The 26,605-nt window shown below is 73.1% G+C and carries 26 protein-coding genes; 10 read left to right on the top strand and 16 right to left on the bottom strand.

Annotation, left to right across the window (positions count from 1 at the left end; genetic code table 11):
- Positions 1–5: 5 nt before the first annotated feature.
- A complete protein-coding gene (locus OG965_RS15045) occupies positions 6–1,265 on the top strand; it encodes an MFS transporter (RefSeq protein ID WP_371652579.1) in 1,260 nt (419 codons plus the stop codon).
- Between the two features lie 23 nt (positions 1,266–1,288).
- Here OG965_RS15045 and OG965_RS15040 read toward each other — a convergent pair whose 3' ends face one another.
- The 5 genes from OG965_RS15040 to OG965_RS15020 form a co-directional block, all read right to left on the bottom strand.
- A complete protein-coding gene (locus tag OG965_RS15040; protein WP_371652578.1) occupies positions 1,289–2,656 on the bottom strand; it encodes a carboxyl transferase domain-containing protein in 1,368 nt (455 codons plus the stop codon).
- Positions 2,649–4,079 carry an acyl-CoA synthetase gene (locus OG965_RS15035; RefSeq protein ID WP_371652577.1) on the bottom strand — a complete coding sequence of 477 codons (1,431 nt, stop codon included), beginning with the start codon at positions 4,077–4,079 and terminating at the stop codon, positions 2,649–2,651. The genes OG965_RS15040 and OG965_RS15035 overlap by 8 nt, the downstream gene beginning before the upstream one ends.
- A gap of 318 nt (positions 4,080–4,397) precedes the next feature.
- Positions 4,398–5,954: a GAF domain-containing protein gene (locus tag OG965_RS15030; protein ID WP_371652576.1), complete on the bottom strand. Its 1,557-nt coding sequence runs from the start codon at positions 5,952–5,954 to the stop codon at positions 4,398–4,400.
- A gap of 52 nt (positions 5,955–6,006) precedes the next feature.
- Positions 6,007–7,044 (bottom strand): rod shape-determining protein, encoded by a 1,038-nt coding sequence (locus OG965_RS15025; RefSeq protein ID WP_371652575.1) that lies wholly within the window; start codon positions 7,042–7,044, stop codon positions 6,007–6,009.
- A 395-nt stretch (positions 7,045–7,439) separates the two neighbouring features.
- Complete coding sequence (locus OG965_RS15020) at positions 7,440–8,012, bottom strand: hypothetical protein (protein ID WP_371652574.1); 573 nt, start codon at positions 8,010–8,012, stop codon at positions 7,440–7,442.
- A gap of 145 nt (positions 8,013–8,157) precedes the next feature.
- Between OG965_RS15020 and OG965_RS15015 the strand changes: the two genes are divergently transcribed.
- The gene (locus OG965_RS15015; protein WP_371652573.1) at positions 8,158–8,865 is read left to right on the top strand and encodes a hypothetical protein; all 708 of its coding nucleotides are present in this window, start codon (positions 8,158–8,160) and stop codon (positions 8,863–8,865) included.
- Positions 8,866–9,042: 177 nt separating this feature from the next.
- Here the strand turns inward: OG965_RS15015 and OG965_RS15010 are convergent, their stop codons facing one another.
- Positions 9,043–9,465, bottom strand: a complete 423-nt coding sequence (locus tag OG965_RS15010; RefSeq protein WP_371652572.1) for a MarR family winged helix-turn-helix transcriptional regulator — start codon at positions 9,463–9,465, stop codon at positions 9,043–9,045.
- Positions 9,466–9,578: 113 nt separating this feature from the next.
- Between OG965_RS15010 and OG965_RS15005 the strand changes: the two genes are divergently transcribed.
- From OG965_RS15005 to OG965_RS14995, 3 genes are all read left to right on the top strand, one after another.
- Positions 9,579–10,607 (top strand): NADP-dependent oxidoreductase, encoded by a 1,029-nt coding sequence (locus OG965_RS15005; RefSeq protein ID WP_371652571.1) that lies wholly within the window; start codon positions 9,579–9,581, stop codon positions 10,605–10,607.
- A gap of 142 nt (positions 10,608–10,749) precedes the next feature.
- The gene (locus OG965_RS15000) at positions 10,750–11,175 is read left to right on the top strand and encodes an organic hydroperoxide resistance protein (protein WP_371652570.1); all 426 of its coding nucleotides are present in this window, start codon (positions 10,750–10,752) and stop codon (positions 11,173–11,175) included.
- A gap of 129 nt (positions 11,176–11,304) precedes the next feature.
- Positions 11,305–12,108, top strand: coding sequence for an EI24 domain-containing protein (locus OG965_RS14995; RefSeq protein ID WP_371652569.1), 804 nt, complete (start codon positions 11,305–11,307; stop codon positions 12,106–12,108).
- Here the strand turns inward: OG965_RS14995 and OG965_RS14990 are convergent.
- Entirely contained in the window at positions 12,083–13,009 is a 927-nt protein-coding gene (locus OG965_RS14990) for a LysR family transcriptional regulator (protein WP_371652568.1), read from the bottom strand. The genes OG965_RS14995 and OG965_RS14990 overlap by 26 nt on opposite strands.
- Before the next feature lie 58 nt (positions 13,010–13,067).
- Between OG965_RS14990 and OG965_RS14985 the strand changes: the two genes are divergently transcribed.
- Positions 13,068–13,880 carry an NAD(P)-dependent oxidoreductase gene (locus OG965_RS14985; protein ID WP_371652567.1) on the top strand — a complete coding sequence of 271 codons (813 nt, stop codon included), beginning with the start codon at positions 13,068–13,070 and terminating at the stop codon, positions 13,878–13,880.
- Between the two features lie 170 nt (positions 13,881–14,050).
- On the opposite strand, the gene OG965_RS14980 is transcribed toward OG965_RS14985, so the two are convergent.
- Positions 14,051–15,313, bottom strand: a complete 1,263-nt coding sequence (locus tag OG965_RS14980) for a pyroglutamyl peptidase (RefSeq protein ID WP_371656943.1) — start codon at positions 15,311–15,313, stop codon at positions 14,051–14,053.
- A gap of 177 nt (positions 15,314–15,490) precedes the next feature.
- Positions 15,491–16,417, bottom strand: a complete 927-nt coding sequence (locus tag OG965_RS14975; protein WP_371652566.1) for an SGNH/GDSL hydrolase family protein — start codon at positions 16,415–16,417, stop codon at positions 15,491–15,493.
- A 315-nt stretch (positions 16,418–16,732) separates the two neighbouring features.
- On the opposite strand from OG965_RS14975, the gene OG965_RS14970 reads away from it, so the two are divergent.
- Entirely contained in the window at positions 16,733–17,227 is a 495-nt protein-coding gene (locus OG965_RS14970; protein ID WP_101388175.1) for a DUF3145 domain-containing protein, read from the top strand.
- A gap of 77 nt (positions 17,228–17,304) precedes the next feature.
- Here OG965_RS14970 and fabF read toward each other — a convergent pair whose 3' ends face one another.
- The 5 genes from fabF to OG965_RS14945 form a co-directional block, all read right to left on the bottom strand.
- Complete coding sequence (fabF, locus tag OG965_RS14965; protein ID WP_371652565.1) at positions 17,305–18,567, bottom strand: beta-ketoacyl-ACP synthase II; 1,263 nt, start codon at positions 18,565–18,567, stop codon at positions 17,305–17,307.
- 100 nt (positions 18,568–18,667) lie between these two features.
- Positions 18,668–18,916, bottom strand: a complete 249-nt coding sequence (locus OG965_RS14960; RefSeq protein WP_371652564.1) for an acyl carrier protein — start codon at positions 18,914–18,916, stop codon at positions 18,668–18,670.
- A 56-nt stretch (positions 18,917–18,972) separates the two neighbouring features.
- On the bottom strand, positions 18,973–19,968 hold the full coding sequence (locus OG965_RS14955; RefSeq protein WP_371652563.1) for a ketoacyl-ACP synthase III: 996 nt from the start codon (positions 19,966–19,968) through the stop codon (positions 18,973–18,975).
- 13 nt (positions 19,969–19,981) lie between these two features.
- On the bottom strand, positions 19,982–20,923 hold the full coding sequence (locus OG965_RS14950; protein WP_371652562.1) for an ACP S-malonyltransferase: 942 nt from the start codon (positions 20,921–20,923) through the stop codon (positions 19,982–19,984).
- A gap of 89 nt (positions 20,924–21,012) precedes the next feature.
- Positions 21,013–22,209 carry a PucR family transcriptional regulator gene (locus tag OG965_RS14945; RefSeq protein WP_371652561.1) on the bottom strand — a complete coding sequence of 399 codons (1,197 nt, stop codon included), beginning with the start codon at positions 22,207–22,209 and terminating at the stop codon, positions 21,013–21,015.
- A gap of 81 nt (positions 22,210–22,290) precedes the next feature.
- On the opposite strand from OG965_RS14945, the gene OG965_RS14940 reads away from it, so the two are divergent.
- The gene (locus OG965_RS14940) at positions 22,291–22,950 is read left to right on the top strand and encodes a pirin family protein (RefSeq protein WP_371652560.1); all 660 of its coding nucleotides are present in this window, start codon (positions 22,291–22,293) and stop codon (positions 22,948–22,950) included.
- Positions 22,951–23,071: 121 nt separating this feature from the next.
- Here the strand turns inward: OG965_RS14940 and OG965_RS14935 are convergent, their stop codons facing one another.
- Entirely contained in the window at positions 23,072–23,884 is an 813-nt protein-coding gene (locus OG965_RS14935; protein WP_371652559.1) for a serine hydrolase domain-containing protein, read from the bottom strand.
- Between the two features lie 82 nt (positions 23,885–23,966).
- On the opposite strand from OG965_RS14935, the gene OG965_RS14930 reads away from it, so the two are divergent.
- Both OG965_RS14930 and OG965_RS14925 read left to right on the top strand, forming a co-directional pair.
- Positions 23,967–24,428, top strand: a complete 462-nt coding sequence (locus tag OG965_RS14930) for a MerR family transcriptional regulator (protein ID WP_371652558.1) — start codon at positions 23,967–23,969, stop codon at positions 24,426–24,428.
- A gap of 6 nt (positions 24,429–24,434) precedes the next feature.
- Complete coding sequence (locus OG965_RS14925) at positions 24,435–25,463, top strand: aldo/keto reductase (protein ID WP_371652557.1); 1,029 nt, start codon at positions 24,435–24,437, stop codon at positions 25,461–25,463.
- Between the two features lie 44 nt (positions 25,464–25,507).
- On the opposite strand, the gene OG965_RS14920 is transcribed toward OG965_RS14925, so the two are convergent.
- Positions 25,508–26,548 (bottom strand): alpha/beta hydrolase, encoded by a 1,041-nt coding sequence (locus tag OG965_RS14920; protein ID WP_371652556.1) that lies wholly within the window; start codon positions 26,546–26,548, stop codon positions 25,508–25,510.
- Positions 26,549–26,605 lie beyond the last annotated feature (57 nt).

Raw genomic sequence — 26,605 nt, 5'->3', positions numbered from 1 at the left:
CCCCCGTGACCCCCGACACCAGCTCCCCACCCCGCTCCCGAATACTCGCCGACCTCACCCCCCTGCGCAGCTCCCCGGACTACCGGCGGCTGTGGTTCGGCAGCACCATCTCCTGGGTGGGGCAGGGCATGACCTCCCTGGCGATCTCGCTCCAGGTGTACGACATCACCGGGTCCAGCTTCAGCGTGGGGCTCGTGGGGCTGTTCTCCCTCGTGCCGCTGATGGTGTTCGGGCTGTACGGCGGTGCGATCGCGGACACCGTGGACCGGCGCAGGCTCGGGCTGGGCAGCGCGTCCGGGTCCGCCGTGCTCTCGGCGGGGCTCGCGGCCGCCGCGATCGCCGGGTTCGCGCACGTGTGGTTCCTGTACGGGATCGTCGCGCTGCAGTCCGTGTGTGCTGCTCTCAACGGGCCTGCTCGGTCCTCCATGATTCCCCGGCTGCTGCCTCCCGAACAGCTACCCGCCGCCAACGCGCTGAACTCGATCACCATGACCTCGGGGACGCTGCTCGGCCCGATGCTGGGCGGGCTGATCGTCGGGTTCGCGGGGTACCAGTCGGCGTACCTCATCGACGCCGTCACCTTCGCCGCCTCCCTGTACGCGATGTGGCGGCTGCCCTCGATGCTGCCCGACCGGGACCGTACGGCCGCCAAGCGGGCCTCCGTCCTCGACGGGTTCCGCTTCCTCGCCAGCCGGCCCAATCTGCGCATGACGTTCTTCTCCGACTTCTGCGCCATGATCCTGGCGCACCCCCGCGCGCTGTTCCCGGCCGTCGCCGCGCTCTGGTACGGCGGTGACGCCCGTACCACCGGGCTCCTGGTCGCCGCGCCCGCGCTCGGGGCGCTGCTCGGCGGGGTGTTCTCGGGGTGGCTCGCCCGCATTCACCGGCACGGGCTCGCGATCCTGCTGGCCGTCGGCGCGTGGGGCGCCGCGATCGCCGTGTTCGGGCTGACCCGCAACCTCTGGCTCGGGTTGGTCTTCCTCGCCATCGCCGGGTGCGCCGACACCGTGTCCATGGTGTTCCGCAACACCATGCTCCAGGTCGCCGCGCCGGACGAGATGCGCGGGCGGCTGCAGGGCGTCTTCATCGTCGTCGTCGCCGGTGGGCCCCGGCTCGGGGACTTCCTCGCGGGCACCACCGCCGACCTCGCCTCGCCCACGGTCGCCGTCACGGGCGGCGGCCTCGCGTGCGTGCTCGCGGTGACGCTGCTCGGCGTCACCCGCCGCCGGTTCGCGCGGTACGACTCCCGTAACCCGGAGGCGTAACCGGGCGTAACCGGCGCAACCGTTCAGGGAAGGGGGTGGCCCGGGGAGACCACTCCCCGGGCCACCCCCAGCCGTACCAGGTCCTGCGGCCGCACCCCCAGCTGGTCCGCCGTGCCCCGCACCTCCGCCGCGCCCCGCTTCAGGATCGCCGCCGCCAACTCGGGCGCGATCACGGAGAAGTAGCTGTCCGGCGTCACCCAGGTGCGGCCGGGGGACGCCAGCGCCAGGGCTCCGCCGGAGCCGCCCTCGCCGATCACCAGCGTCGTCACCGGCACCCCCACCCCCGCCACCGCCGCGAAGCAGTCCGCGACGGCCGCGCCCTGGCCCGCCCGTTCCGCCGCCGCGTCGTTCGCCGCGCCCGGGGTGTCGACCAGGGTGAGGACGGGGACGCCCAGGCGGTCGGCGAGGCGGAGGAGGCGGGCGGCGGTGCGGTAGCCCGCCGGGTGCGTGGGGGTGCCGGCCTGGGCCGCGTACGCGACCGTACGTCCGGCCCGCTCCCCGAACCCGCACAGCATCCCCGCGTCCACACCCCCGCACCGGTCCCCGTGGAGGGGGAGGCGGAAGTCGAAGTACGCGTCCAGGTATGCCGACGCCCGTGGGCGGGAACGCGCGCGTGCCTGTTCCACCGCCTCCCAGCCCGTCCCCGGCAGCGCCGTCCCCCCGAGCGCCGGGGGCACGTCGGCCGGGGGCACCGGGCCGCCCGGGGTCCCGCCGGAGAGCAGCCCCAGCCACCTCCCCAGCACCCCGCGCAGCTCCGCCGCCGGAACCACCGCGTCCACCGCCCCGGCCGCCAGCTGGCCCTCCGCCGCGTACGCCGCCGGATCCGCGTCGGCGGGCCGTACCCGCGAACCCGCGAAGCCCACCTGCGCCCCGGGCAGCGCCAGGACCACGTCCGCGCCCGCGCCGAGCGTGGCCCAGCCGCCACCCGTCGTCGGGTCGCGCAGGACCGCGATCTGCGGCAGCCCGGCCGACCGCAGCAGGGTGGACTGGCGGGCCACCCGCTGGAGCTGGGTGAGCGCGACCATGCCCTCCTGCATTCGGCTGCCGCCGGTCGCGATCAGCGAGACCAGCGGCAGCCGCCGCTCCCGCGCCGCCCGGTAGGCCGCCTCCAGGCGGTCACCCGTACGTTCGCCCAACGAGCCGCCCAGGAAGCCGAATTCGAAGGAGAGGAGGATGCACTCCTGTCCTTCCACGGTCGCCCGGCCGTGGATCACCGACTCCTGTTCGCCCGTGCGCTCCCTCGCGCGCGCCCGTGACGCCTCGTAGCCCTCCCAGCCGAGCGGGCCCTCGGCCGCGGTCTCCCGCCGGGGCTCCCGCTCGGGCGCGTGCAGCTCGGTGAAGCCCGAAGTCGCCGCCGCGATCGCCGCCCTCGCGCTCAGGCGGTCAGCCATTGCCGTTCCCCAGCGCCCGCTTCATGATCTTGCCCATGTCGTTGCGCGGCAGCGCCTCCAGGAAGCGGACCGTACGCGGCCGTTTGTGCGGGGAGAGCTGGGCGGCCACGTGCCCGGCCAACTCCTCGGCCGTGGGCGGGGACTGGGGGTCGGCCGGGACCACCCACGCCACGATCCGCTCCCCGAGATCGGCGTCCGGCTCGCCGGTGACGGCGGCCTCACGCACCCCGGGGTGGTCGAGCAGCGCGTTTTCGATCTCGCCCGCCCCGATCTTGTAGCCGCCGCTCTTGATCAGGTCCGTCGCCTTGCGGCCGACGATCCGTACGTATCCGTCGGCGTCCAGGCTCGCCATGTCGCCGGTGCGGAACCAGCCGTCCTCGGTGAACGCGGCGGCCGTGGCGTCCAGCCGGTTGAGATAGCCGCTGAACAGGTTCGGGCCGCGCACCTGGATCTCGCCGATGCCGTCCGACTCGTCCGCCAGGCGCAGTTCCACGCCCGGCAGCGGCACGCCGACCGTGCCGGGGCGCGGCTCGCCGTCCACCCGTACGCTCGTGTTCATCAGCGTCTCGGTCATCCCGTACCGCTCGATCACCGTGCGGCCGGTCGCCGCCGCGATCCGCCGGTGGTCGTGGACGGGCAGCGCCGCCGAACCAGACACCAGCAGCCGCGCCCCGGCCAGCGCCTTCGCCAACTCCCGGTCGGTGTCGAGGGATTCGGCGATGCGGTGGTACATCGTCGGCACCCCGAAGAGCATGGTCGCGCCCGTCGACAGCTCGCGGGCCACGCCCTCCACCGAGAACCTGCCCAGGTGCCGGACCGAGCCGCCGAGCCGCAGCGGGCCGAGGACGCCGAGGATCAGGCCGTGGACGTGGAAGAGCGGCAGAGCGTGTACGAGGACGTCGTCGGGGGTCCACGCCCAGACCTCCGCCAGCGCGTCGAGCGTGCCGGCGACGGCCCGGCGGGGGAGTACGGCCCCCTTGGGCGGGCCGGTGGTGCCGGAGGTGTAGACGATGAGGGCGGGCGACTCGGGGTCGTCGGGCTCGGTGGCCGGGAGCCGCGCCGCCGGTCCCGCCGTCGGGACCACGTCGATCCTGGTCAGCGCCGCCAGCGCGGGCGGCAGTGGGTCGCCCGGGGCGGCGAGGACGGCCGTGGGCGCGCTGTCGGTCAGGATGTGCGCCAGCTCGCGCTCGCCCGTCTTGGGGTTCAGCGGTACGGCGGGCACCCCGGCCAGCAGCGCCGCGACCACCCCGACGGCCGTCTCCAGGGTCGGGGTCGCCCAGACGGCGACGCGGCCCGCCCCGGCGATCCGGCCTGCCAGGGCGCCCGCGGCCCCGGCGAGTTCGGCGTAGGTGAGGACGTGCTCGCCGAACCGAAGGGCTTCCTTGCGGTCGGCGGTCCTCAGCGCGGGAAAGAGAGGGGACACGGAAAGGGCTCCTCGCGGTCGACGGCACCGGCCCTGAAGGGCCATCGGAAACCCTACGTGGGCCCTCCGGGGGTGGGTGGGTGGTGGAGGCGCGTTCCCGGGGGCTGCCCCCGGGACCCCGTTGCGGGGCCTGTGGCCCCTGCACCCCGCTTTCGGGGCTTCGCCCCGGATGCCGTTCGTCTGCGGGCTCGCTGTGGCTGGTCGCGCAGTTCCCCGCGCCCCTAAAGGGGCGCCCCGCAGGGGCGCATTTAAGGGGCGCGGGGAACTGCGCGAGCAACCCAGCACGATCCGCAGTCGCCGACGCACCTCCACCGCCCCCTACAGCCGCGCCTCCCACACCTTGGGACCGCCCCCCTCCCCGTCGTCCGTGACGGTGAGCCGCACACCGGGACGCCCGTCCGGGAGGACGACGGTCGCATCGACGGCGACCGCGACGGACGAAACCCCGGTACGGCGGTGCGCGGCGGCCAGCGCGGTGCGCAGGGCCGACAACAGCCGCCCGGCGACGGCGTCGCCCAAAACGGCATCCACCGCCCCCGCGAACACCACCGACGGCCGGAACCCGAGCAGCGCCCCCGCGCCGTCCGTCTCGCGCAGCACCCGGCCCCGTACGGTCGTCGGCGCGTCGGCGGGCGGCTGCTGGAGGGCGAAGATGGCGGTGCGGACCTCCTGGATCGTGGAGTCCAGCTCGTCCACGGCCCGGATGAGCAGCTCGTCCGTGTCGTCGCCGGAGGCCTTCGCGGCGCGGCGGCGCGTCGACTCCAGCATCATCTCGGTCGCGAACAGCCGCTGGACGACCAGGTCGTGGAGGTCGCGGGCGATCCGGTCGCGGTCCTCGTACACCGCGAGCCGCTCCCGGTTGTGCTGCGCGTCCGCGAGGACGAGCGCGAGCGCCGCCTGCGAGGCGAACTGCGCTGCCAGCAGCCGCTCCACCGCCGTGTACGGCTCGGCCCCGCGGCGCCGGGGGAGCGCGAGCGTACCGATGAGCTTGCCGCCGCTCTGCAGCGGCAGCATCATGCTCGGCCCGAACCGGGTCCGTACGTGCGTGGTCATCCGGGGGTCGCTCGCCGAGTCCTCGATGAACACCGGCTCCCCGCCGAGCAGTTGGACCAGCACCGGCGAGCCGGGCGCGATGGTCGTCCCCACGATGTCGCCCGGGTCGTCCGGCGCGGAGGCGGCGACGATCTCCATCCCGCCCTCCTCGGTGGGCTGGAGCACCACCCCGGCCGCCGCGTCCGCGAGCAGCCGGGCCCGCTCGGCGACCGTCATCAGCGCGTCCGCCGCCGTGTCGCCGGTCAGCAGCGAGGTGGTGACGGCGGCGGCGCCCTCGATCCACCGCTCGCGGCGCCGGGCCGTCTCGTACAGCCGGGCGTTGCCGATCGCGATCCCCGCCTGCGAGGCGAGCACCCGCAGCAGCGCCAGGTCCTCCTCGGTGAACGCTCCGCCGCGCTTCTCGGTGAGGTAGAGGTTGCCGAACACCTCGGTGTGTACGCGGATGGGGACGCCCAGGAACGAGCGCATCGGCGGGTGGCCGGGCGGCACGCCCGACGAGCGCGGGTCGGTGGTGAGGTCGGCGAGCCGCAGCGGCCGCGGGTCCTGGACGAGCGCGCCGAGCACCCCGGTGTGCCCGTCCGGAAGCGCCCCGATCCGCTCCCGCTCGGCGTCGGTGAGCCCGGCCGTGAACAGCTCGGTGAGCCGGCCGCGCTCGGGGTCGACGACGCCGAGCGCCCCGTACCGGGCGCCGGTCAGTTCGGCCGCGGTGTCCACGATGTGCTGGAGGGTGGTGCGCAGTTCGAGCTCGGAGCCGACGCCGAGGACGGCTTCGAGCAGGACGGGCAGCGGTGTCCCGGCCCCGGATCCGTCGTCCGCGCGCACCGCGCCCCTCCTGCCATCACCCGGCACCTCAGCCGGCGCCTCACTCGGCACCTCACTCCGCGAGCGGGTCGAGGACCAACGGCTCGATCTTGCCGTCCAGCATCGCGCCGAGGCCCAGGATGGCGCAGACGTCCGGGCGTTCGGCGATCGCGACGGGCATGCCGGTCGCCTTGCGCAGCATCTGGTCCAGGCCCGGCAGCAGGGCGCTTCCGCCGACCATCATGATCCCCCGGTCCGCCAGGTCCGCGACCAGGTCGGGCGGGCAGTCGCGCAGGACCTTGCCGATGCCGTCGAGGACGGCGGTCAGCGGGGTGTGGATCGCGTCGCGGACGGCCGCGGTGTCGACCTGGACCGAGCGGGCGAGGCCGGTGGCGACGTCCCGGCCGTGGATCTCGGTGGAGGCGGGGCCGTGCGGGGTCAGCCCGTTGCCGCTGAGGGCGAGCTGGAGGGGGCGCACGGACTGGCTCGGCAGCATCAGCTCGTGCTGGTGGCGCAGATGCTGGATGACGGCGTGGTCGATCGCGTCGCCGCCGACCGGGATCCGCTGGGCGGTGACGATCGCGCCGAGCGAGAGCACCGCGATCTGGGTCGTGGCCGCCCCGCACACCATGATCATGGTGGCGGTCGGCTGCTCGACCGGGAGCCCGCAGCCGACGGCCGCCGCGATCAGGGTGTCGACCAGCTCGACCCGGCGGGCGCCGAGTCCCACCAGGGTCTCGACGGTGGCGCGCTGGGCGAGCGGGTCGGCCTCGTGCGGGGTGCAGGCGGCGGCCCGCAGCCCGGGCTTGCGCCGCAGCTGGCGCCGCAGCTTCTCACCGACCAGATGCCGCAGCATGCGCTGGGCCATCTCGATGTCGACGACGGTGCCGCCGGTCACGGGCCGGGCGACGCGGATGTAGTCGGGCGTACGGCCGGTCATCTTCTCGGCGAACGCGCCGACGGCGATCAGCGCGCCGGTACGGGTGTTGACGGCCGCGACGCTGGGCTCGTCCACGACGAGTCCCAGGCCCTTGACGAATACGCGCGTCCTCGCGGCGCCGAGGTCGACGGCTACGTGGCAACGGCGCAACTGCTCCAGATTGACGGTCACGGCGATCCTCCCGAGTGGCGGCTCTTGATCGAATCGTCCGGCCCCCGCACCCGGGGCGCGCGCTGGGCTGCGCCGGTCGGGCGTCGGCTGACTGAGTGCGAGTTCCCTCCGGGGGAGGGCCAATTGGGGGACTGCGGGGTGCGCATCGGTGCGCCTGCGGGAGTTGGGGGGCGCGGGCTGGGTCCTGGGTGCGCTTTCGTCTGCGGGTCGGTGGGGGCTGGTCGCGCAGTTCCCCGCGCCCCTAGGGGGTTGCCGATCGGCGGGGGTGCGACCTCGGCGGGGCCGGTGCGCCTGGCTTTGCCTCGCTGGGCGACCACGTCCCCTTAAGGGGCGCGGGGAACTGCGCGCCCAGCCCCCACCGGCCCGCAGGTGAAAGACGTGCCCCGGGACCCCGCCTACACCGGCGACAGCAGTCGCTGCAGCAAGCCCCACGCGAACTCGGCCACGCACTTCTCATCGCCCGGGAGCGTCAGCTCCAGTTGCCAGCGGGTGGGGGCGCTGCCCTCCATCGGGCGGGCCGGGGGGAAGGCGCGGGCCGCCTCGTCGACCGTGCAGGACCACGGGCGCAGGTCCGCCGCCGCCTCCAGGGCGGGGCCGGGCTCGCCGGGGGCCCGGACCAGCCACTCGTTCCACACCGTCCCGTCCGGCCCGGCCAGCACCTCGAACCGCAGCGTCGGCCACAGCGGCACCGGCCACAGCCGGGCCTCGCACTCCAGGTCGCCGACCTTGCGCCGGGCCACCGTCTCGGGCTCGCCGAGCACCGACCGGTAGCGCGCGGCGGCGCCCCGGGAGCGCGGCGAGCGGGCCATCGCCTGCCAGCGGCGGTTGGCTTCCCGCATCTCCGCCATGGACACCCCCAGCTCGCGGCGGGCGTCGTCGACCAGCTCCGGCTGGTGGTCGGCCATCCGCTGCAGCAGGACGAGTTGGAAGTCGAGCGGGCCGAAACGGTGAGGCTGTGCGTCCGTCATGACCCCATCCTGCCCGGCCCCACCGACATCGCACCGAACGCCCGACTTCGTGCCCCCGACACGCCCTGGAACGAGGGGTTCCACACAAGATCCACACATTCCCGTCCCCAATTGTCGACCGCTACCCGCATAGCCTCCGTTGGCCATGGATTACTGCCACGCCTGCCGACGGCACCTCAACGGCGCACTGGCCTGCGCCGGATGCGGCACCCCCGCGGAGGAACTGCGGCAGCCAGAAACCATCGACCTCGGGGTCTACGAGGCCGCCGCATCCGGTGCGGACCCGGCCCCCGCCGGTCACCGCCGCGCGCGCCGCGAGCCGCCCCGGGCCCGACCGCGCCGCCGCGCCCGCAAGCGGCGCGGCCGCCTCGTGCTGTTCGGCTCGGCGGGTGTGGTCCTCGCGGCCGGCGCGCTGGGTATCGCGCAGCTCGCCATCGAGCCGCCGCCGGACGACCGCGGCGCCGCCACCTCCGTACACGAGGAGGAGCAGATCTCGCAGGAGACGGAGGCGCCGGCTCCCGACGCGAGCGACGTGGGCGGGCCCAAGCGGCCGAGCGCTGTGCCCGCCGGGAACGGTCACGGCAAGAGCCACCCGACCCCGGGCGGTACGCGCCCCGGCCCGGGCTCCACCGGTAGCGGAACCGGGACCGGCGGCGCCCCCACCCCGGGCGGCTCGCACCCGGCCACCGGCCCGACCAGCGCCCCGGCGCCCACGCCGACGGGTCCGGACGGCTCCCCCCTGCCGTCGACCTCGCCCCAGCCGTCCACATCGGACGTACCGCCACCACCGGCGCCGTCCCCCTCGCCGACCCCGACCCAGACGTGCAACCGCTTCCTGTGGTGGTGCTTGTAGTTTCGCTGCGGGCCGGTGGGGGCTGGGCGCGCAGTTCCCCGCGCCCCTAAAATGCCGCTTCGCGGCAACCCCCTGGGCGCCCCGGAGGGGCGCATTTAGGGGCGCGGGGCTGTGACATGTGCGGCTCCGCCGCGTGGGCGCGACCAGCCACAGACGGTCCGCGGACGAACCCCGGGCTCACTGCCCCAGCATCCGCCGCAGCAGATCCCGCAGCACCGTCCGCTCCTCGGACGACAACTCCGCCAGCGGCTCGCGGGCGAAGTCCAGGGAGTCGCGGAGGGCCGCCGCCATACGGCGGCCCTCCTCCGTCGGTGCGGCCAGCTTGACCCGGCGGTCGGCCGGGTCGGGGCGCCGCTCGACGAGGCCGCGGGCCTCCAGGCGGTCGATGATCCCCGTGACGTTCGACGGCTCGCACTTCAGCTTGCGCGCGATCTTGCGCATCGGCACCGGTTCCAGCGAGAGCAGCCCGAGCACGCGCGCCTGCGCGCCGGTGAGTGCGTGCTCGGCGGCGGCCCGCTCGTACTCCTCGTGGTAGCGCGACACCACCGAGCCGATGAGGTCGACGACTTCGAGGGTGAGGGCATCCATACGCGTGGCCATGGAACCAGCGTACCGAGTTACTTGACAATCTCAAATATCCAGGAGCATGGTTGTTTCAGTACCTGAAGTAATCCGCCGGATCCGGCGACCGCACCGCAGGAGGACGCACCCTCATGTCCGCACCGTCCGCACTCCCCGCCACCAGCCGTGAATGGCACCTCGTCGCTCGCCCGCACGGCTGGCCGGTCCCGGCCGACTTCGCGCTCCGCGAGGTCCCGGTCGCCGCGCCCGCCGAGGGCCGGATCCTGGTCCGCAACCTCTTCATGTCCGTCGACCCGTACATGCGGGGCCGGATGAACGACGTGAAGTCGTACATCCCGCCGTTCCAGCTCGACAAGCCGATGGACGGCGGCGCGGTGGGCGAGGTCGTGGCCTCGGGCGACGAGCGCTTCGCCGTCGGCGACCACGTGCTGCACGGGCTCGGCTGGCGCGAGTACGCCGACCTGGACGCCAAGCACGCCACCAAGGTCGACGCCTCGCTGGCCCCGCTCTCCGCGTACCTCGGCGTGCTCGGCATGACGGGCCTGACCGCGTACGCGGGCCTGTTCGACGTCGCCTCCTTCAAGGAGGGTGACGCGGTCTTCGTCTCCGGCGCGGCCGGCGCGGTCGGCAGCCAGGTCGGCCAGCTGGCCCGCCTCAAGGGCGCCTCGCGGGTGATCGGCTCGGCCGGCTCCGACGAGAAGGTGAAGTGGCTGGTGGAGGAGCTGGGCTTCGACGCTGCCTTCAACTACAAGAACGGCCCGGTCCGCGACCAGCTGCGCGCGGCCGCCCCGGACGGCATCGACGTCTACTTCGACAACGTCGGCGGCGAGCACCTGGAAGCCGCGATCTCCTCGCTGAACGTGCACGGCCGCGCCACCATCTGCGGCATGATCGCCGGCTACAACGACACCGAGCCGACCCCCGGCCCGCGCAACATGGCCATGATCATCGGCAAGCGGCTGCGGCTCCAGGGCGTCCTCGTCGGCGACCACGCGGCGCTCCAGCCGCAGTTCGTCCAGGAGGTGGCCGGCTGGATCGCCTCCGGCGAGCTGAAGTACGGCGAGACGGTCGTCGCGGGCATCGAGAACGGCGCGGACGCCTTCCTGGGCATGCTCCGGGGCGAGAACACCGGAAAGATGGTCGTCTCGCTGGGCGAGTGACCCCGCCCGCGTAACCCCGCCCGAGTGACCTCTGCCACTCCTGAAGACCTTATCGGATGACTTCCGCCATCCGATAAGGTCTTTCCACATCCCGGCTGTCGTGGGCGCGAGCGGCCGGGGACGAGCAAGAGGAGCACGCAGCATGTCCATCCAGCAGTCCGACGTTCTGTACACCGCCGTCGCCGCCGCCGAGAACGGCCGGGACGGCCGGGTCGCCACCGACGACGGCTCGCTCGACGTGGTCGTGAACCCGCCGAAGGCGATGGGCGGCAGCGGCGCGGGCACCAACCCGGAGCAGCTGTTCGCGGCCGGTTTCAGCGCCTGCTTCCAGGGCGCCCTCGGTGTGGTCGCGCGCCAGGAGAACGCCGACATATCCGGCTCGACGGTCACCGCCGAGGTCGGCATCGGCAAGAACGACGACGGCTTCGGCATCATCGTCAAGATCACCGCGGCCATCCCGAACGTGGACGCGGCCACCGCGCGCGACCTCGTCGAGAAGGCGCACCAGGTGTGCCCGTACTCGAAGGCCACCCGCGGCAACATCACGGTCGACCTCGCGGTCGCCTGACGGCCCCACGGTCGCCCGACGTCCGTACGAAGGGCCGCACCCGGCACGGCGGGGTGCGGCCCTTCGCCGTGTTCCGGAGCGGGGAACTCCCGTACGAGAGGGGCGGTTACCGGCCGATAGAGTTCGGCCATGCGTGATCTCGGGGCGGGCTTCGGTTATCTGGTCAAAGGGCAGCGATGGGTCACCGGCCACGGCCGGTCCCTGGGGGTCGGACTGCTGCCCGGCCTGGTCACCCTGGTCCTGTACGCGGCGGCGCTGACCGGGCTCGGCTACGGGGCGGACGACTTCGTCGACTGGGCGACCCCGTTCGCCGACGGCTGGTCCTCGCCGTGGCTGAGCCTGTTCCGGGGCTTCCTGACGGCGCTGGTCTTCGCGATGGGCCTGTTCCTGGCGGTGATCACCTTCACGGCGGTGACGCTCCTGGTCGGCCAGCCCTTCTACGAGAAGCTGTCCGAGGACGTCGACCGCGCGGAGAGCGGCGGCGAGGCACCGGAGTCCGGCCTGCCGCTCTGGCGTGAGCTGTGGATCTCCGCCCGTGACTCCGTACGCGTCCTGACGCGCGTCGTCCTGTACGGCGTCCTCCTCTTCGCCCTCGGCTTCGTGCCGGTGATCGGCCAGACGGTGGTCCCCGCGATCGGCTTCTGCGTCTCCGGCTTCTTCCTCACCGAGGAGCTGACGGCGGTGGCGCTCCAGCGCCGGAGAGTGGAGCTGGCGGATCGCCTCGCCCTGCTGCGTACGCGCCGCCTGCTCGTCCTCGGCTTCGGCGTCCCGCTGACGCTGGCGTTCCTGGTGCCGTTCGTGGCGGTGTTCCTGATGCCGGGGGCGGTGGCGGGGGCGACGCTGATGGTGCGGGACCTGCTGGACGAGACGGCGGACTCGCGGCCGGAGCCGGAGCCGGAGTCGGCACCTATGGGCGGCTCGACGGCGGGGTGATCTGCCGCGCCGCCGACCGGAGTTCGGTCAGGAAGGCGGCCACGGCCGGGGAGTCGGCGCGGCCGTGCGGGGTCGCCGCGTAGACCGCGCGGTGCGGTACGTCGTCCGGGTGCACGGGGACGAGCACGATGTCGGCGCGGACCGAGTCGGCGGCGAGGGCGGGCAGCAGCGTGACGCCGAGCCCGGCCGCGACGAAGCCCTGCTTGGCGATCCAGTCCCGTACGACGAGGGTCGTACGCGGCCGGAACCCGGCTTCCAGCACCGGCCGCATCAACGTGTCCTCCGGCCGCGTGCTGCCCGCGACCCACTCCTCGTCGGCGAGCTCGGCCAGCCGCAGCCGCTTCCGGCCCGCCAGCGGGTGGTCCTGCGGCATCGCCACGAACATCGGCTCGTCGAGCAGATGCCGCAGCGCACAGCCGTCGAGGGCGCGCCCGGCGGTGGCGCTGACCACGGCGATGTCCAACTCCCCGGCGGCGAGCAGCCCGAGGTGCTTGACGGATGGCCCTTCGGTACGGGCGAGGGTCACCCCGGGGTGGCGGCGCCGGAACGCGGCGAGGGCGCGGGGGAGCAGCGCGGCGTCGGCGGTCGAGAACGCCCCCACGCGCAGCAGCCCGCCGTCGAGTGTGCGCAGCGCGGAGAGCTCGGCACGGGCGGCGGCGAGCCGGTCCCGTACGGCCTCGGCGTGCGGCACCAGCACCCGCCCCGCCTCGGTGAGCCGGACCCCCCGCGCCAGCCGGTCGAAGAGCACGCTCCCCAACTCGTCCTCCAGCGCCTGGACTTGCCGCGAGACGGCGGACTGGGTGTAGCCGAGGGCCTGGGCGGCGGCGGTGAAGGAGCCGTCGGAGGCGACGCGGAGGAAGACGTCGTAGAGGCTGTGGGTAGTGGCATGCGGGGAGCTCATGGCTGCCATGCTAGACATTCGCTTGTGGCATGGGTGGCGGGGTTCGTACGGTCGTCCCATGAACACCGAGACGACAAAGACGAACGTTCAGCGGGTCGCGTTTCTGGGGCTGGGCAACATGGGGGCGCCGATGGCTCGTCGGCTGCTCGCGGCGGGGCATGGGCTGACGGTCTGGAACCGTACGGCGAGCAAGGCGGAGGCGCTGGTGGCCGAGGGGGCCGTGGCCGCGGCGACCCCCGCCGAGGCGGTCCGCGAGGCGGACGTGGTCATCACGATGCTGGCGGACCCGGCGGCGGCGCTCGCCGTGGCGGACGCGGTGGTTCCGGCGCTGCGGGCGGGGACGACGTGGATCGACACGTCGACGGTCGGCCCGGACACGGTCCGCGAACTGGCGTCCCGGCTCCCCGACGGCGTCGCGTTCATCGACGCGCCGGTGATGGGAAGCGTGGACCGGGCCGCGACGGGCGAACTCCTCATCCTGGCGGGCGGCGAGACGGCTTCGGTGGACGGCCTGCTGGCCGAGCTGGGGTCGGTGACGCGATGCGGTGAGGTGGGTACGGGGGCGGCGCTCAAACTGGTCCTGATCAGCGCGGTGATCGGCGGGGTGGCCCTGGTGGCCGAGTCCCTCCGCTTGGCCACGGCGCTCGGCCTGCCGGCGTCGCTGACGCGTTCGGCGCTGGCGGCGAGCCCGATGGGGCCCCTGGTGGGGCGGGCGTTCGCGACGGAGGCGCACTTCCCCGTGGAGCTGGCGGCGAAGGATGTGGCGTTGGCGACGGGGGTGGGTGGGTTGCCGGTGTTGGAGGCGGTGCGGGAGGTGTTGGTGGGGCGGGGGGATCTGGCCGGGGCGGACCTGTCGTCCCTCCGGGATTGACCCCCACCCCGCCCCTTCCCGAAAGCCCTCTGGCGGGCGGCCTGGGTTCCTTGTCCGCGGACCGTGCTGGGTTGCTCGCGCAGTTCCCCGCGCCCCTGAAGATGCCGCGCAGCGGCATTCAAGGGGCGCGGGGAACTGCGCGACCAGCCACAGGCGGCCTGCAGAGCCACCTACCCCCGGAGGCCACGCGGCGGAGCCGCAAATGTCACAGCGGGAAGGGGCGGGGTGGGGGAACCAACCGCCGTAGCCACGATCGCCCGTACCTGCCCCACAATCTCCCCCCGGTTCCGCACGAACTCCGGATCCGTGATCGAACCCGTCGACGGATCCGCGTTGTCGGGCGCGAACTGGAGCACCGGGGTGTGGACATGCCCCCCGGGGATCGAAAGCCCCAGCCGGTCCCGCAGCAGCGTCGCCCGGTACGCGATCTCGTTGGAGAGGTAGTCACCCCCACCCCCCGCCCGCGCCACAGAGCCCGGCGTCGGGCCGGAGTCCCGTACCACCGGCCCCGTCCCGCCCGCCGGAACCTCCGTCACCGACGTGTGGTCGTACACGGGGTACGGCCCCGTCCGGGCCGCCACGATCGCCTGGTACGGCAGCGTCGTCGTCGTCCACTGCGGCTGGCTCGCCGGGTCGGACACCGGCACCTGCTCCGTCCGCGACACGTTCTCGTTGTCCGGGAACCCGCCCCGCCACGCCCCGTTGAACCGCTCGACGTCGATCCGCCCGATCCGCCCCTGGCTCACCGTGGTGAACAGGTCGACCTGCGGCAGCACCGGCCGCAGCGTCCGCTCGACCGTGCCCGCCGCGAAGTCGTCCCAGCGGACGGGGAACATGGCCGTCTCGATCCGGGCGGGCCCGGCGGCCGTACGTATCCACGTCCCGTCGAGCGCCAGCGCCGTCGCGCCCGACGGGTTGCTGATCCGGATGTCCCGGTCGAGCGTGAAGGGGTCGAAGCCGGTGACCAGGACGCGCTTGTAGCCCGTGCCCGACCCGTACGTGATCGAGTTCTGGCCCCTTGATCCCCGCTCCAGGCGGTCGAGCAGCGCCGACCGCCGCGCCGCCGACAGCTCGAACCCCGGCTCCCAGCCCCGCAGTTCCCGTGTCATCCCCAGCCGCGCCCAGTACAGCGGCCGGTCGTCGTCCCGGGACAGGTCGCCGCCCGCCGGGCCGCGCCCCTGCGCCCGGTCCACGGCGCGCCGCCACAGCCCCGCGCCCTCGCGGGCGACCAGCTGCTCGGCCTCGCGGTAGGACCGTACGCCGCGCAGCTCGCGCGCGAACTCCGGGGCCACGCCGTCGAACCCGGAGCGCCGCAGTATCTCCTGCGGTACGGCCAGGTCCAGGCGCCGTTCCTCCACGGTCGGCGGCGCCCCCGTCGCGGCCGGGGCCTGCGCCTGCGCCGGGACCGGCGCGAGCACCGCGCCGAACGTCATCGAAGCGACCAGCAGGGCCAGCCGTGCCACCCGTACACGCCGTCCACGTACCACCGCGCATCCTTCCGTCGAGGCCTGGGCGGCCAGTATCGAGAAGGAACTCCCGTGTGAACAGGGGGGCTCGGAGTTACGGGAGGGTAAGGGGAGGTATCCAGCCGCCGACGGCCGGGCACCGTCCTACCGCGGCGGCCCCGCCGCCGTCACATTGCGGTACGCGATCTCCGCCAGCCGGCCCTGCCCGTCCTTGCTGGGGTGGAACCAGTCCCAGTGGCTCAGCTGGTCGTCGGTGAAGCGGTAGTCGAAGACCGCGCCGCCGTCGTAACGGCAGTAACGGTCCTTCGCGCACACGTCCTTCAGCGCCTTGTTGTACGCCACCACCCGCTCGTACACCGCGTCGCGCCGCTCGCCCGCCGCCGCCCCCAGATCGTCCGCGTCACTCAACATGGACTGGCAGATGCCCAGCTTCCAGATCCGCTTGCCCAGAGCGTTGCCCCGCCCTTCCGACCAGAGGCGCTTGAGGTCCGGCACGCTCGACACGTACACCTGGGTCTTGGGCAGGGTGGTGCGCAGCCGGCGCAGGGACGTCTCGAAGCCCGCCCGGAAGTCGGCCGCCGACGTCATGCCGTCGACCGAGTCCCGGCAGGCGTCGTTGCCGCCGACCATCACCGTGACCAGCTCGGGGCGGTGGGCAGCCGCCCGGGTCAGCTGGGCCGGGATGTCGGACATCCGGGCGCCGGTCTTCGCGTAGTTCCAGCTGCGGGCGGCCGCGGACCCGGCGCCGAGCAGCCGGGTCGCCAGCGACTGGACGCCCGAGTCGCTGCCGGTCGCCCAGGACGCCTCGGGGCAGTCGGAGAGGACCATGCAGGCGTCGAAGCCCCGGGTGATGGAGTCGCCCACGGCGGCGATCGACGCCGGGCGGGGGTTCCAGCGGGGGGCGGGCGACGGTGACGGCTTCGGGGCCGCTTCGGCGCGGTGGTCCGCCGGTGGTTCCGAGCTGGTGCACCCCGCCGTGACGGCGAGAGTGAGCGCCGTGAGAGCGGCGGCGGCAGCGGTGCGGCCCCGCGCGGGGCGGCTTCGGCGCGTCGGCAACGTCCCCTGGTCCATCCCCTGGTCCCCTCCCTCGGGTGCCACTGGCGTCCTGCCGGGTGAAAGCTTCGTGTTTCCCGGGCTCAGGACCGACCGTACGACACCTTTCTGTCTGCTCCGCGCGGTAGCTTTGGCCCGTCCAGCCAGAGGAACCACGCCAGACGGCTCCGGTAAATTACATCACGTCACATACTGTCCCCATTCAGGAGATTAACTCCCGATGCTGTTTACTGTTGAACCCCGGGGCAGAATGTCAGGTGCTGTCCTGACCGGGACCGGTAGGGGCGCGAGGCCGCTGGGGAAGGCGAACCTCGAACCGCACTGGAGGTCCCGGTGACGACACGTGGAGTTCTGTACATCCACTCCGCCCCCCGCGCGCTGTGCCCGCACGTCGAGTGGGCGGTGGCGGGGGTGCTCGGTGTGCGCGTCCAGCTCGACTGGATCCGCCAGCCCGCCTCGCCCGGCACGTGGAGAGCGGAGTTCTCCTGGCAGGGCGAGCCCGGCACCGCCTCCAAACTCGCGTCCGCCCTGCGCGGATGGCAGATGCTGCGGTTCGAGGTCACGGCGGAGCCGTGCGCCAAGGCCGAGGGCGAGCGCTACAGCGCCACGCCCGACCTGGGAATCTTCCACGCGGTCACCGGCATCCACGGCGACATCCTGATCCCCGAGGACCGGCTGCGGGCCGCGCTCGCCCGCTCGGTGCGGGGTGAGACCGATCTGGAGGCCGAGATCGCCCGCCTCCTCGGCAAGCCCTGGGACGACGAGCTGGAGCCGTTCCGGTACGCGGGCGAGGGCGCGCCCGTGAGGTGGCTGCACCAGGTCGTCTGACACGCACCACGGTCTGATGCGTAACGGAAAGGGCCCCCACCGCTCGGTGGGGGCCCTTCCGGTTACGTATACGCGTCTCAGACGGAACGGAACGCCAGCACGACGTTGTGCCCGCCGAACCCGAACGAGTTGTTGATGGCAGCGATGGACCCGGCGGGCAGCGCGCGCGGCTCGCCGCGGACGATGTCGGCCTCGACCTCGTCGTCGAGGTCGTCGAGGTTGATGGTCGGGGGCGCGACCCGGTGGTGCAGCGCCAGGACCGTCGCGACGGTCTCGATGCCGCCGGCGCCGCCGAGCAGGTGCCCGGTCATGGACTTGGTCGCGGAGACCGCGATGTGGTCCATGTCGTCGCCGAGGACCTTGCGCAGCGCCTTGATCTCGGCGATGTCGCCCTGCGGGGTGGACGTCGCGTGCGCGTTGAGGTGGACGACCTCGGACGGCTTGAGGTCCGTGGAGTCCAGCAGGTTCTGCAGGGCCGCCGCGACACCCCGGCCGGTCGGCTCGGGCTGCGCGATGTGGTGGCTGTCGGCCGACAGGCCCTGGCCGAGCACCTCGCAGTAGACCCGGGCGCCGCGCTTGGCGGCGTGCTCGGCCGACTCCAGGACGACGACTCCGGCGCCCTCGCCGAGGACGAAGCCGTCACGAGCCTTGTCGTACGGGCGCGAGGCCTGCTCGGGGTGGTCGTTGTTCTTGGACATCGCCATCATGTTGGCGAACGCCGCGACGGGCAGCGGGTGGATGGCCGCCTCGGTGCCGCCGGCGACGACGACGTCGGCGCGGCCGGTGCGGATCATCTCCACGGCGTAGCCGATCGCCTCGGCGCCCGACGCACAGGCGGAGACGGGGGTGTGGACGCCCGCGCGGGCGTTCACTTCGAGACCGACGTTGGCCGAGGGGGAGTTCGGCATCAGCATCGGGACGGTGTGCGGGGAGACGCGGCGTACGCCCTTCTCCTTCAGCACGTCGTACTGGTCGAGCAGGGTGGTCACACCGCCGATGCCGGAGGCGATGACCGTGCCGAGCCGCTCGGGCGTGACGGGCTGGTCCTCACCGGCGGGAGCGGTGTAGCCGGCGTCGGCCCACGCCTCCTTGGCCGCGATCAGCGCGAACTGCGCCGAGCGGTCCAGCTTGCGGGCGAGCGGGCGGGGCAGTACCTCGCCCGGGTCGACGGCGGCGGTGGCGGCGATGCGGACCGGGAGGTCGGCGAAGCGCTCGCCCTCCAGGGGCCGGACGCCGGAACGGCCCGCCAGCAGACCTTCCCAGGTCGAGGCGGAGTCGCCACCCAGCGGTGTGGTTGCGCCGATACCGGTGACGACCACGGTGCGATTGGTCGAGCTCACAGGAAATTTCTCCACGGTGTAAGGGGGGATCAGCGGCGCCACCGCCGGGTGGCGGCAGTCACGCGGAACTGAGTCCGGGACTGATTCCGGGGATACCGGATCAGACCTGGTGCTTCAGGATGTAGCTCGCGGCGTCGCCGACGGTCTTGAGGTTCTTGACGTCGTCGTCCGGGATCTTGACGTCGAAGCGCTCTTCGGCGGCGACGACGACCTCGACCATGGACAGCGAGTCGACGTCCAGGTCGTCCGTGAAGGACTTCTCCAGCTGGACGTCCTCGACGGGGATACCGGCGATCTCGTTGACGATCTCGGCGAGACCCTCGACGATCTCTTCCTGGGTGGCGGCCATGTGGCGCTCCTTCGGTTTTTTTACGGGTTTGTGGGCATCCGGAAGATCCGGTGTGCCTAGGGGAGGGTAACGACCGTCGCGGCGTACACGAGACCCGCCCCGAAGCCGATGACGAGCGCGGTGTCACCGCTCTTCGCCTGTCCGGTCGCCAGGAGCCGCTCCATCGCGAGCGGGATCGAGGCGGCCGAGGTGTTGCCGGTGGTCTCCACGTCACGGGCGACCGTGACGTGCTCCGGCAGTTTGAGAGTCTTCACCATCGAGTCGATGATCCGCATGTTTGCCTGGTGCGGAATGAAGACGTCCAGGTCGTCCGCGCTGATTCCGGCCGCGTCCAGCGCCTGCTGGGCGACCTTCGCCATCTCGAACACGGCCCAGCGGAACACCGCCTGGCCCTCCTGCGTGATCGCAGGGAACTTGCCGGAGCTGTCGTACTCCGTCCACGGCACGGTCTGCTTGATGGTCTCGGACTTGTCGCCCTCGGAGCCCCAGACGGTACGGGCGATGCCCGGCTCGTCCGCGGGGCCGACCACGACCGCGCCCGCGCCGTCGCCGAACAGGAAGGCCGTCGCGCGGTCCTCCAGGTCGGTCAGGTCGCTGAGCCGCTCCACGCCGATGACGAGGACGTATTCCGCCGAACCATCGACGATCATGCCCTTGGCGAGGGTCAGGCCGTAGCCGAAGCCCGCGCAGCCCGCGGAGATGTCGAACGCGGCCGGCTTGACGGCGCCGATCTTGTCCGCGATCTCGGTGGCGACGGCCGGGGTCTGCTTGAAGTGCGAGACCGTGGAGACGATCACACCGCCGATCTGCTCGGGGGTGAGACCGGCGTCCGCGATGGCCTTGCCCGCGGCCTCCACCGACATCGCCGTCACGGTCTCCTCGTCGGAGGCCCAGTGCCGGGTGGAGATGCCGGAGCGGGAGCGGATCCACTCGTCGGACGAGTCGATCTTCTCCAGGATGACCTCGTTGGGAACCACCCGGGTCGGCCGGTAGCCGCCGACGCCCATGATCCGGGCGAACGGCGCGCCCTTGCTGGGCTTGATCTTCGACATGCGCTACGGCTCCTTATTCGGCACCCGCCGCGGCAGCGGCAGATGTCCCGGTCTCGGCGATGAGCGCGCGAGCCGCTTCGAGATCGTCCGGGGACTTCAGGGCGACGGTCTTCACGCCGGGCAGTGCGCGCTTGGCCAGGCCGGTCAGGGTGCCGCCGGGGCACACCTCGATCAGCGCGGTGGCACCCAGTTCCTGGAACGTCTCCATACAGAGGTCCCAGCGGACGGGGTTCGAAACCTGGTTGACCAGGCGGGCGACGATCTCGGCGCCGGTGGCGACGGTGCGGCCGTCGGCGTTCGAGACGTAGGTGATCTTCGGGTCGGCGATGTCCAGCGACTTCGCGGCCTCGCGCAGCTCGTCGACCGCCGGGGCCATGTGGTGCGTGTGGAACGCGCCGGCGACCTTCAGCGGTACGACCCGGCGCACACCCTCGGGCTTGTCCGCCTCCAGGGCGGCCAGCTGCTCCAGGGTGCCCGCGGCCACGACCTGGCCCGCGCCGTTCACATTGGCCGGGGTGATGCCGAGCTTCTCCAGGTGCGGGAAGACGACCTCGGGGTCGCCGCCGAGCAGCGCGGACATACCGGTCTCGGTGATGGCCGCGGCTCGGGCCATGCCCAGGCCCCGGGTACGGACGAAGCCGAGCGCGGCCTCCTCGGAGAGCACGCCCGCGTACGCGGTGGCGGTGATCTCGCCGACGCTGTGGCCGGCCACCGCGCCCGGGCTGATGTCACCCAGTGCCGCGGCGGAGAGCAGACCGGCGGCGACCAGCAGGGGCTGGGCCACGGAGGTGTCGCGGATGGCGTCCGCGTCCGCCTGCGTGCCGTAGTGGACAAGGTCGAGCCCGATGGCGTCGGACCATGCGGCGAGCCGGTCGGCGGCGCCGGGGAGGTCGAGCCAGGGAGTCAGGAAGCCGGGCGTCTGAGCGCCTTGGCCGGGAGCGACGAGTACGAGCACTCTCACACTCTCTCTTGTGGACGGCCCTGCTCGCCCGTGGGGACAGGGACGAAGAACCGTCGGGGGAATTGTGGGTGTCCGACAAAAGTCTAGGACTGAGGATCTCCGTCGGCCAGACGCCCCAGGATCAGGGCGATCCTGAGAGTGAAGGCGGAACGTACATCGGAGGGGGACCAGCCGGTGACGTCCGTCACACGTCGTAGCCGGTAGCGCACGGTGTTGGGGTGCACGAAGAGCATCCGGGCCGCGCCCTCCAGGCTGCTCGCCTGCTCCAGATAGACGCTCAGGGTCTCCAGGAGCGCCGAGCCCGCCTCCTCCAGCGGTCTGTAGATCTCCTCCACCAGCTGCTCGCGCGCGGCCGGATCGGAGGCGATCGCGCGCTCCGGCAGGAGATCGTCCGCCAGAACGGGCCGGGGGGCGTCCTGCCAGGCCGAGCCCGCCTTGAGCCCGGCGGCGGCGGCCTGCGCGGAGCGGGTGGCGGCCAGCAGGTCGGGGACGACCGGGCCGGCCACCACGGGACCGGCCGCGTACGGCCCGATCAGGGCCTTGGCGACCTGGAGCGGATTGTCGCTGCCGCCCGCGATGACGACCAGGCGGTCACCGAGCACCCCGGTGAGGACCTGGAGCTTGGCGTGCCGGGCGGCCCGCCGGATCGCCTCGACGGTGAGCTCGCTGTCGCCGTCGGGGGCGGTGCCGAGCACCACGCACACGTGCTCGGGAGAGTTCCACCCGAGGGCGGCGGCGCGCGAGACGGCCCCCTCGTCGGCCTCACCGGAGAGCACGGCGTTGACGACCAAGGACTCCAGCCGGGCGTCCCAGGCACCGCGTGCCTCGGCGGCCTGGGCGTACACCTGGGCGGTGGCGAAGGCGATCTCGCGCGCGTAGACCAGCAGGGCCTCGCGCAGGATCGACTCGTCGCCGGGCGCCGCGACCTCCTCGATCGCGGTCTCCATGACCTCGATGGTGGTGCGCACCATCTCCACGGTCTGGCGCAGGGTGATGGCCCGGGTCAGCTCGCGGGGCGCGGTCCCGAAGACATCGGTGGAGATGGCCTGCGGGGTCTCCGGGTGCCGGAACCACTCGGTGAAGGCCGCGATGCCGGCCTGGGCGACCAGACCGATCCAGGACCGGTTCTCCGGCGGCATCGCCCGGTACCACGGCAGCGTCTCGTCCATGCGGGCGATGGCGTTCGCGGCGAGCCGGCCGGAGGACCGCTCAAGGCGCTTGAGGGTCGCGGCGTGCGGATGGGCGGCGTTCGGCGGCGGCGCAGATTCGGGTTCGGGCACGGGGACAAGACTGCCTTATCAGGACGGGTGAGTGCCGTGCCGGGGGTTCGGGGGGCCCGGACAGGCCCTACCGTGGACCCCGTGATTTCCGTGAGGCGCGCCCACGAGCGCTACCGGGGCGGCGACGCGGCGGCCGGTGTCGAGTCCCTGCACGCGTTGTCCTTCGGCCGTTTCTACGACCCGGACAATCTGCGCTTCGGCCCGGTCCTGGCCTGCAACGAGGAGCGGCTCGCGCCGGGCGCGGGCTTCGACGAGCACCCGCACAGCCACACCGAGATCGTCACCTGGGTGGTGGAGGGCGAGCTCACCCACCGCGACTCGACGGGCCATGCGACGGTCGTACGGGCGGGGGACGTCCAGCACCTCAGTTCGGCCGGAGGCGTCCGCCACGAGGAGCGCAACGACGGCACCGCCCCCCTGGTCTTCGTCCAGATGTGGCTGGCCCCCAGGCAGCCCGGCGGCACCCCGTCGTACGAGATCGTCCGCGGCATAGCCGACTCGACCCCGTACGCGGTCCTGGCGGCGGGCGCGATGCTCTACGTCCGCCGCCTGGTTCCGGGCGAGCGCACGGCGGTCCCGGATGCGCCGGGCGTCTACGTCCACGTCGTACGAGGCGAGGTCGTCCTGGCGACCGAACACCTGGGCCCGGGCGACTCGGCGAGGGTGACGGACGCGGCCGAGCTGGACCTGGTGGCGACGACGGGGGCGGAAGTCCTGTTCTGGGAACTGAACGAGACGTAGGGGGGGCCCGGGGCCCCAGGTGGTCAGGGGCGCGGGGAACTGCGCGCTCAGCCCCCACCGGCTCGCAGCCGACGAACCAGCCGCCCGGCCCAGGGCTTTCGGGAAGGGGCGGGGTGGGGAACTAACCCAGCTCCGCCAGCACCGCATCCGTGAACGCCGGCCAAGCCTCGACCGCCCACGCCCCGAACGCCCGATCCGTCAGGGCGACACACGCCGCCGACGCCTCCGGGTCGATCCACAGAAACGTCCCGGCCTGGCCGAAGTGGCCGAACGTGCGAGGGGAAGACGACATCCCCGTCCAGTGCGGGGACTTGGCGGCCCGGATCTCGAACCCGAGGCCCCAGTCGTTGGGGTTCTGGTGCCCGTACCCCGGCAGGACGCCCTTCGTACCCGGGTACTGCACCGTCATCGCCTCCGCGACCGTCATCGGGTGCAGCAGCTGCGGCGCCTGCACCTCCGCCGCGAACCGCACCAGGTCGTCGACGGTCGAGACGCCGTCCTTGGCGGGCGAGCCGTCGAGCGACGTCGACGTCATCCCGAGCGGTTCGAGGACGCCCTCGCGCAGGTAGTCGGCGAACGGGATCCCGGTCCGCTTCGCGATGTGGTCGCCCAGGACCTCGAACCCGGCGTTGGAGTAGAGCCGCCGCTCCCCGGGCGCACCCATCACCCGGTGCTCGTCGAAGGCGAGCCCCGAGGTGTGCGCGAGCAGATGGCGCACGGTCGAGCCCTGGGGCCCCGCGGGCTCGTCCAGCTCGACGGCGCCCTCCTCGTACGCGAGGAGCGCGGCGTACGCGGCGAGCGGCTTGGTGACGGAGGCGAGCGGGAAGCGCTGCCCGGTCGGGCCGTGCGCCCCGGCGACGGTGCCGTCCGCACGGACGACGGCGGCCGCCGCGTGCGGCACGGGCCAGTTCTCGATCAGCGCCAGGCTCTTCATGCGTACGAGCCTAAACGGTCACGGAAACCGCCCTCCTATTCCGCTTGCTTCGAGTGCACTCCAACGTTCTAGCGTGGAGGTCATGACGGTGATCGAGAGCATCCCTGTGAAGTCGGCGGTCGTGGACCTGTGCAAGACCCGTCCGTCGCACCCGCGACCCGAGGGCCAGGACCGCTACACGATCAGCGAGGTCTCCGCCCTCAGCGGCCTCACCGCGCACACCCTGCGCTGGTACGAGCGGATCGGCCTGATGCCGCACGTGGACCGCTCGCACACCGGGCAGCGGCGCTTCACCAACAAGGACCTCGACTGGCTGGCCTTCGTCACCAAGCTGCGGCTGACCGGGATGCCGGTCGCCGACATGGTCCGGTACGCCGAGCTGGTCCGCGAGGGCGAGCACACCTTCGACGAACGGCAGGAGCTCCTGGAGCAGACCCGGCGCGACGTCATCACGCGCATGGCGGAGCTCCAGGACACGCTCGCCGTCCTCGATCACAAGATCGACTTTTACGCGGACGCCCGGCGGGCGTCGGAGAGGGCCTGAACGGCTATGAGCACGAGCACCGAGAAGATCGCCACCGTACGGCTCGGCGACGGCGGCCCCGAGATCGGCGTCCAGGGCTTCGGCGCCATGGGCATCAGCGAGTTCTACGGCGAGACCGACGAGGCCGCCGCCCGCGACACCCTGGAGGCGACCGTCGAGGCGGGCGTCACGCTGATCGACACCGCCGACATCTACGGGTCCGGCGCCAACGAGGAGTTCCTGGCCCCGTTCGTCGCCGCCCACCGCGACGAGATCACCCTGGCCAGCAAGTTCGCCATCGAGCGCCGCGCCGACGACCCCGGGTACCGGGCCGTCCGCAACGATCCGGCCTACATCAGGACGGCCGTCGAGGCGAGCCTGCGCCGTCTGGACGTCGAGGTCATCGACCTCTACTACATGCACCGCCGCGACCCCGGCGTCCCGTTCGCCGAGTCGGTGGGCGCGCTGGCCGACCTCGTACGGGAAGGCAAGGTCAAGCACCTGGGCCTGAGCGAGGTGACCGGCGCCGAGCTGCGCGAGGCGTACGCGGTGCACCCCATCGCCGCCCTCCAGTCCGAGTGGTCGGTCTTCAGCCGGGACGTCGAGCGCAGCGCGGTCGGCGCCGCCGCCGAGCTCGGTGTGACCTTCGTGCCGTACTCGCCGCTCGGACGCGGCTTCCTGACGGGCGCGTTCGCCGACGCGGCCAAGGAGCTGTCGGGCGGCGACTTCCGCCGCCACCAGCCGCGCTTCACCGGCGACAACGCCCGCGCCAACACCGCGCTCCTGGAGCCGCTGCACAAGATCGCCGCCGAGCGCGGGGCGACCACCGCGCAGATCGCCCTCGCCTGGGTGCAGCAGCGCGCCCAGGTGCACGGTCTGACGGTGGTCCCGATCCCGGGCACCCGCAAGCGCACCCGCCTCCTGGAGAACGCGGCCGCGACCCGCATCACGCTGACCGCAGGGGAACTGGCCGCTCTTGAGCCGATCGCGGACCTGGTGGCGGGCGACCGCTACCCGGACATGTCGTCGTCGACGTCGGTGGGCCGCGAGGGCTGACTCTCGAAGCCCCTCGAAGTCCTTCGAAGCCACGTGCCCCGGCATCACGCGTCGCCCGTCGCGATGGCGGCGAACTGGCGCAGCGAGGCGGTGCCGGGCGCGAAGTAGCCGGTGTGCCCCTGGGCGTCGGAGGCGTCCACGCGCCGCGCCCCGAAGTCCGGATCAGCGGGGTCCGCCCCGTGCCCAAGGCCCAGGAACCGAACATTGGGTACGTACGAGATCCAGTCCGAGGGGTCCTTGGCGGCCCACACCCGGGCGTCGGTGCCCAGGTCGGCGGCGGTGTCGGCGTGCATGCCGGGGGAGCCGAGCACGACGATGTCGGAGGCCACGACGCGCGGGGCGGCCAGGCCGCACACGACCGAGCCGTAGCTGTGGCAGAACAGCGCCGGGTCCGGGAGGCCCACGGCCGCCAGGCCCTCGGTGAACCGGGCCAGCCGGGTCGCGCCCGCCTTGGCCAGGTCATCGGTGACCGCGTCGACGCCGAGGCCGACGGGGGTGGTGTAGCCGGTCCAGGCGACCACGGCGCTGCGGCCCCCGGTCGCGGCCCGCAGCGAGGAGGCCATCCCGGCCGGGGTGCCGTAAGGGTCGCTGCTCCGGTCGAAGTTGCCCGCGTCGATGTCCGACCCCGGCACCACCACGGACACGTGCTCGGCCCGCTCCAGGTCCCCGTACACCTCGGCCACCTGCCCGCGTCCGCGCGGGTCGAAGGCGAGGACGCGGTGACCGGGCCCGGCGAGCCGGTCGTAGCGCGGGTCGTGCGCGGCGGCGAGGGCGAGCCGATTGGCCTGGTACCGCAGGGAGACGGGAGCGCCGTCCAGGTTCCCCACGGTCAACGGGTGCCGCCGCACCAGGTCCTGGCACTGCCGGTGGCTCAACCCGGCGAAGAACAGCGCCACTTCGCGCGGCGAGGCGGTGGCCGGGTCGGGCAGCGGCCGTCCGAGCACGGTGTCGGCCACCCAGGCGGCGGCCCCCGGCGGCGGCCCCACCACGGCCTGCTGACTCCCCGCCGAGGCCCACCCGGCGGTCCCCGCGACGGCCGTCACGGTCAGCGCGGCGGCGACCAGGGTCCTCCCGAATCGGCGCATGGTGTGGCCCTGCCTTTCCTCGCTGTTGTGTGGCGTTGCGAGGAGGAAGGTAGGAAG

The sequence above is a fragment of the Streptomyces sp. NBC_00224 genome (assembly GCF_041435195.1).
Classification (GTDB): Bacteria; Actinomycetota; Actinomycetes; order Streptomycetales; family Streptomycetaceae; genus Streptomyces.
Note: the sequence above shows the minus strand (reverse complement) of the source record. Positions and strands in the feature narration are given on the sequence as shown.

Bases quoted from the DNA above. Each gene is read 5' to 3' on its own strand.
- OG965_RS15020 (WP_371652574.1), bottom strand. From the start codon at position 8,012: ATGACGGACGCACAGCCTCACCGTTTCGGCCCGCTCGACTTCCAACTC.
- OG965_RS14930 (WP_371652558.1), top strand. From the start codon at position 23,967: ATGACGGTGATCGAGAGCATCCCTGTGAAGTCGGCGGTCGTGGACCTG.
- OG965_RS15000 (WP_371652570.1), top strand. From the start codon at position 10,750: ATGTCCATCCAGCAGTCCGACGTTCTGTACACCGCCGTCGCCGCCGCC.
- OG965_RS14980 (WP_371656943.1), bottom strand. From the start codon at position 15,313: ATGACGTTCGGCGCGGTGCTCGCGCCGGTCCCGGCGCAGGCGCAGGCC.
- OG965_RS15015 (WP_371652573.1), top strand. From the start codon at position 8,158: ATGGATTACTGCCACGCCTGCCGACGGCACCTCAACGGCGCACTGGCC.
- OG965_RS14990 (WP_371652568.1), bottom strand. From the start codon at position 13,009: ATGAGCTCCCCGCATGCCACTACCCACAGCCTCTACGACGTCTTCCTC.
- OG965_RS14920 (WP_371652556.1), bottom strand. From the start codon at position 26,548: ATGCGCCGATTCGGGAGGACCCTGGTCGCCGCCGCGCTGACCGTGACG.
- OG965_RS14960 (WP_371652564.1), bottom strand. From the start codon at position 18,916: ATGGCCGCCACCCAGGAAGAGATCGTCGAGGGTCTCGCCGAGATCGTC.
- OG965_RS14925 (WP_371652557.1), top strand. From the start codon at position 24,435: ATGAGCACGAGCACCGAGAAGATCGCCACCGTACGGCTCGGCGACGGC.
- OG965_RS15040 (WP_371652578.1), bottom strand. From the start codon at position 2,656: ATGGCTGACCGCCTGAGCGCGAGGGCGGCGATCGCGGCGGCGACTTCG.
- OG965_RS14955 (WP_371652563.1), bottom strand. From the start codon at position 19,968: ATGTCGAAGATCAAGCCCAGCAAGGGCGCGCCGTTCGCCCGGATCATG.
- OG965_RS15010 (WP_371652572.1), bottom strand. From the start codon at position 9,465: ATGGCCACGCGTATGGATGCCCTCACCCTCGAAGTCGTCGACCTCATC.
- OG965_RS14975 (WP_371652566.1), bottom strand. From the start codon at position 16,417: ATGGACCAGGGGACGTTGCCGACGCGCCGAAGCCGCCCCGCGCGGGGC.
- OG965_RS14985 (WP_371652567.1), top strand. From the start codon at position 13,068: ATGAACACCGAGACGACAAAGACGAACGTTCAGCGGGTCGCGTTTCTG.
- OG965_RS14995 (WP_371652569.1), top strand. From the start codon at position 11,305: ATGCGTGATCTCGGGGCGGGCTTCGGTTATCTGGTCAAAGGGCAGCGA.
- OG965_RS15005 (WP_371652571.1), top strand. From the start codon at position 9,579: ATGTCCGCACCGTCCGCACTCCCCGCCACCAGCCGTGAATGGCACCTC.
- OG965_RS14935 (WP_371652559.1), bottom strand. From the start codon at position 23,884: ATGAAGAGCCTGGCGCTGATCGAGAACTGGCCCGTGCCGCACGCGGCG.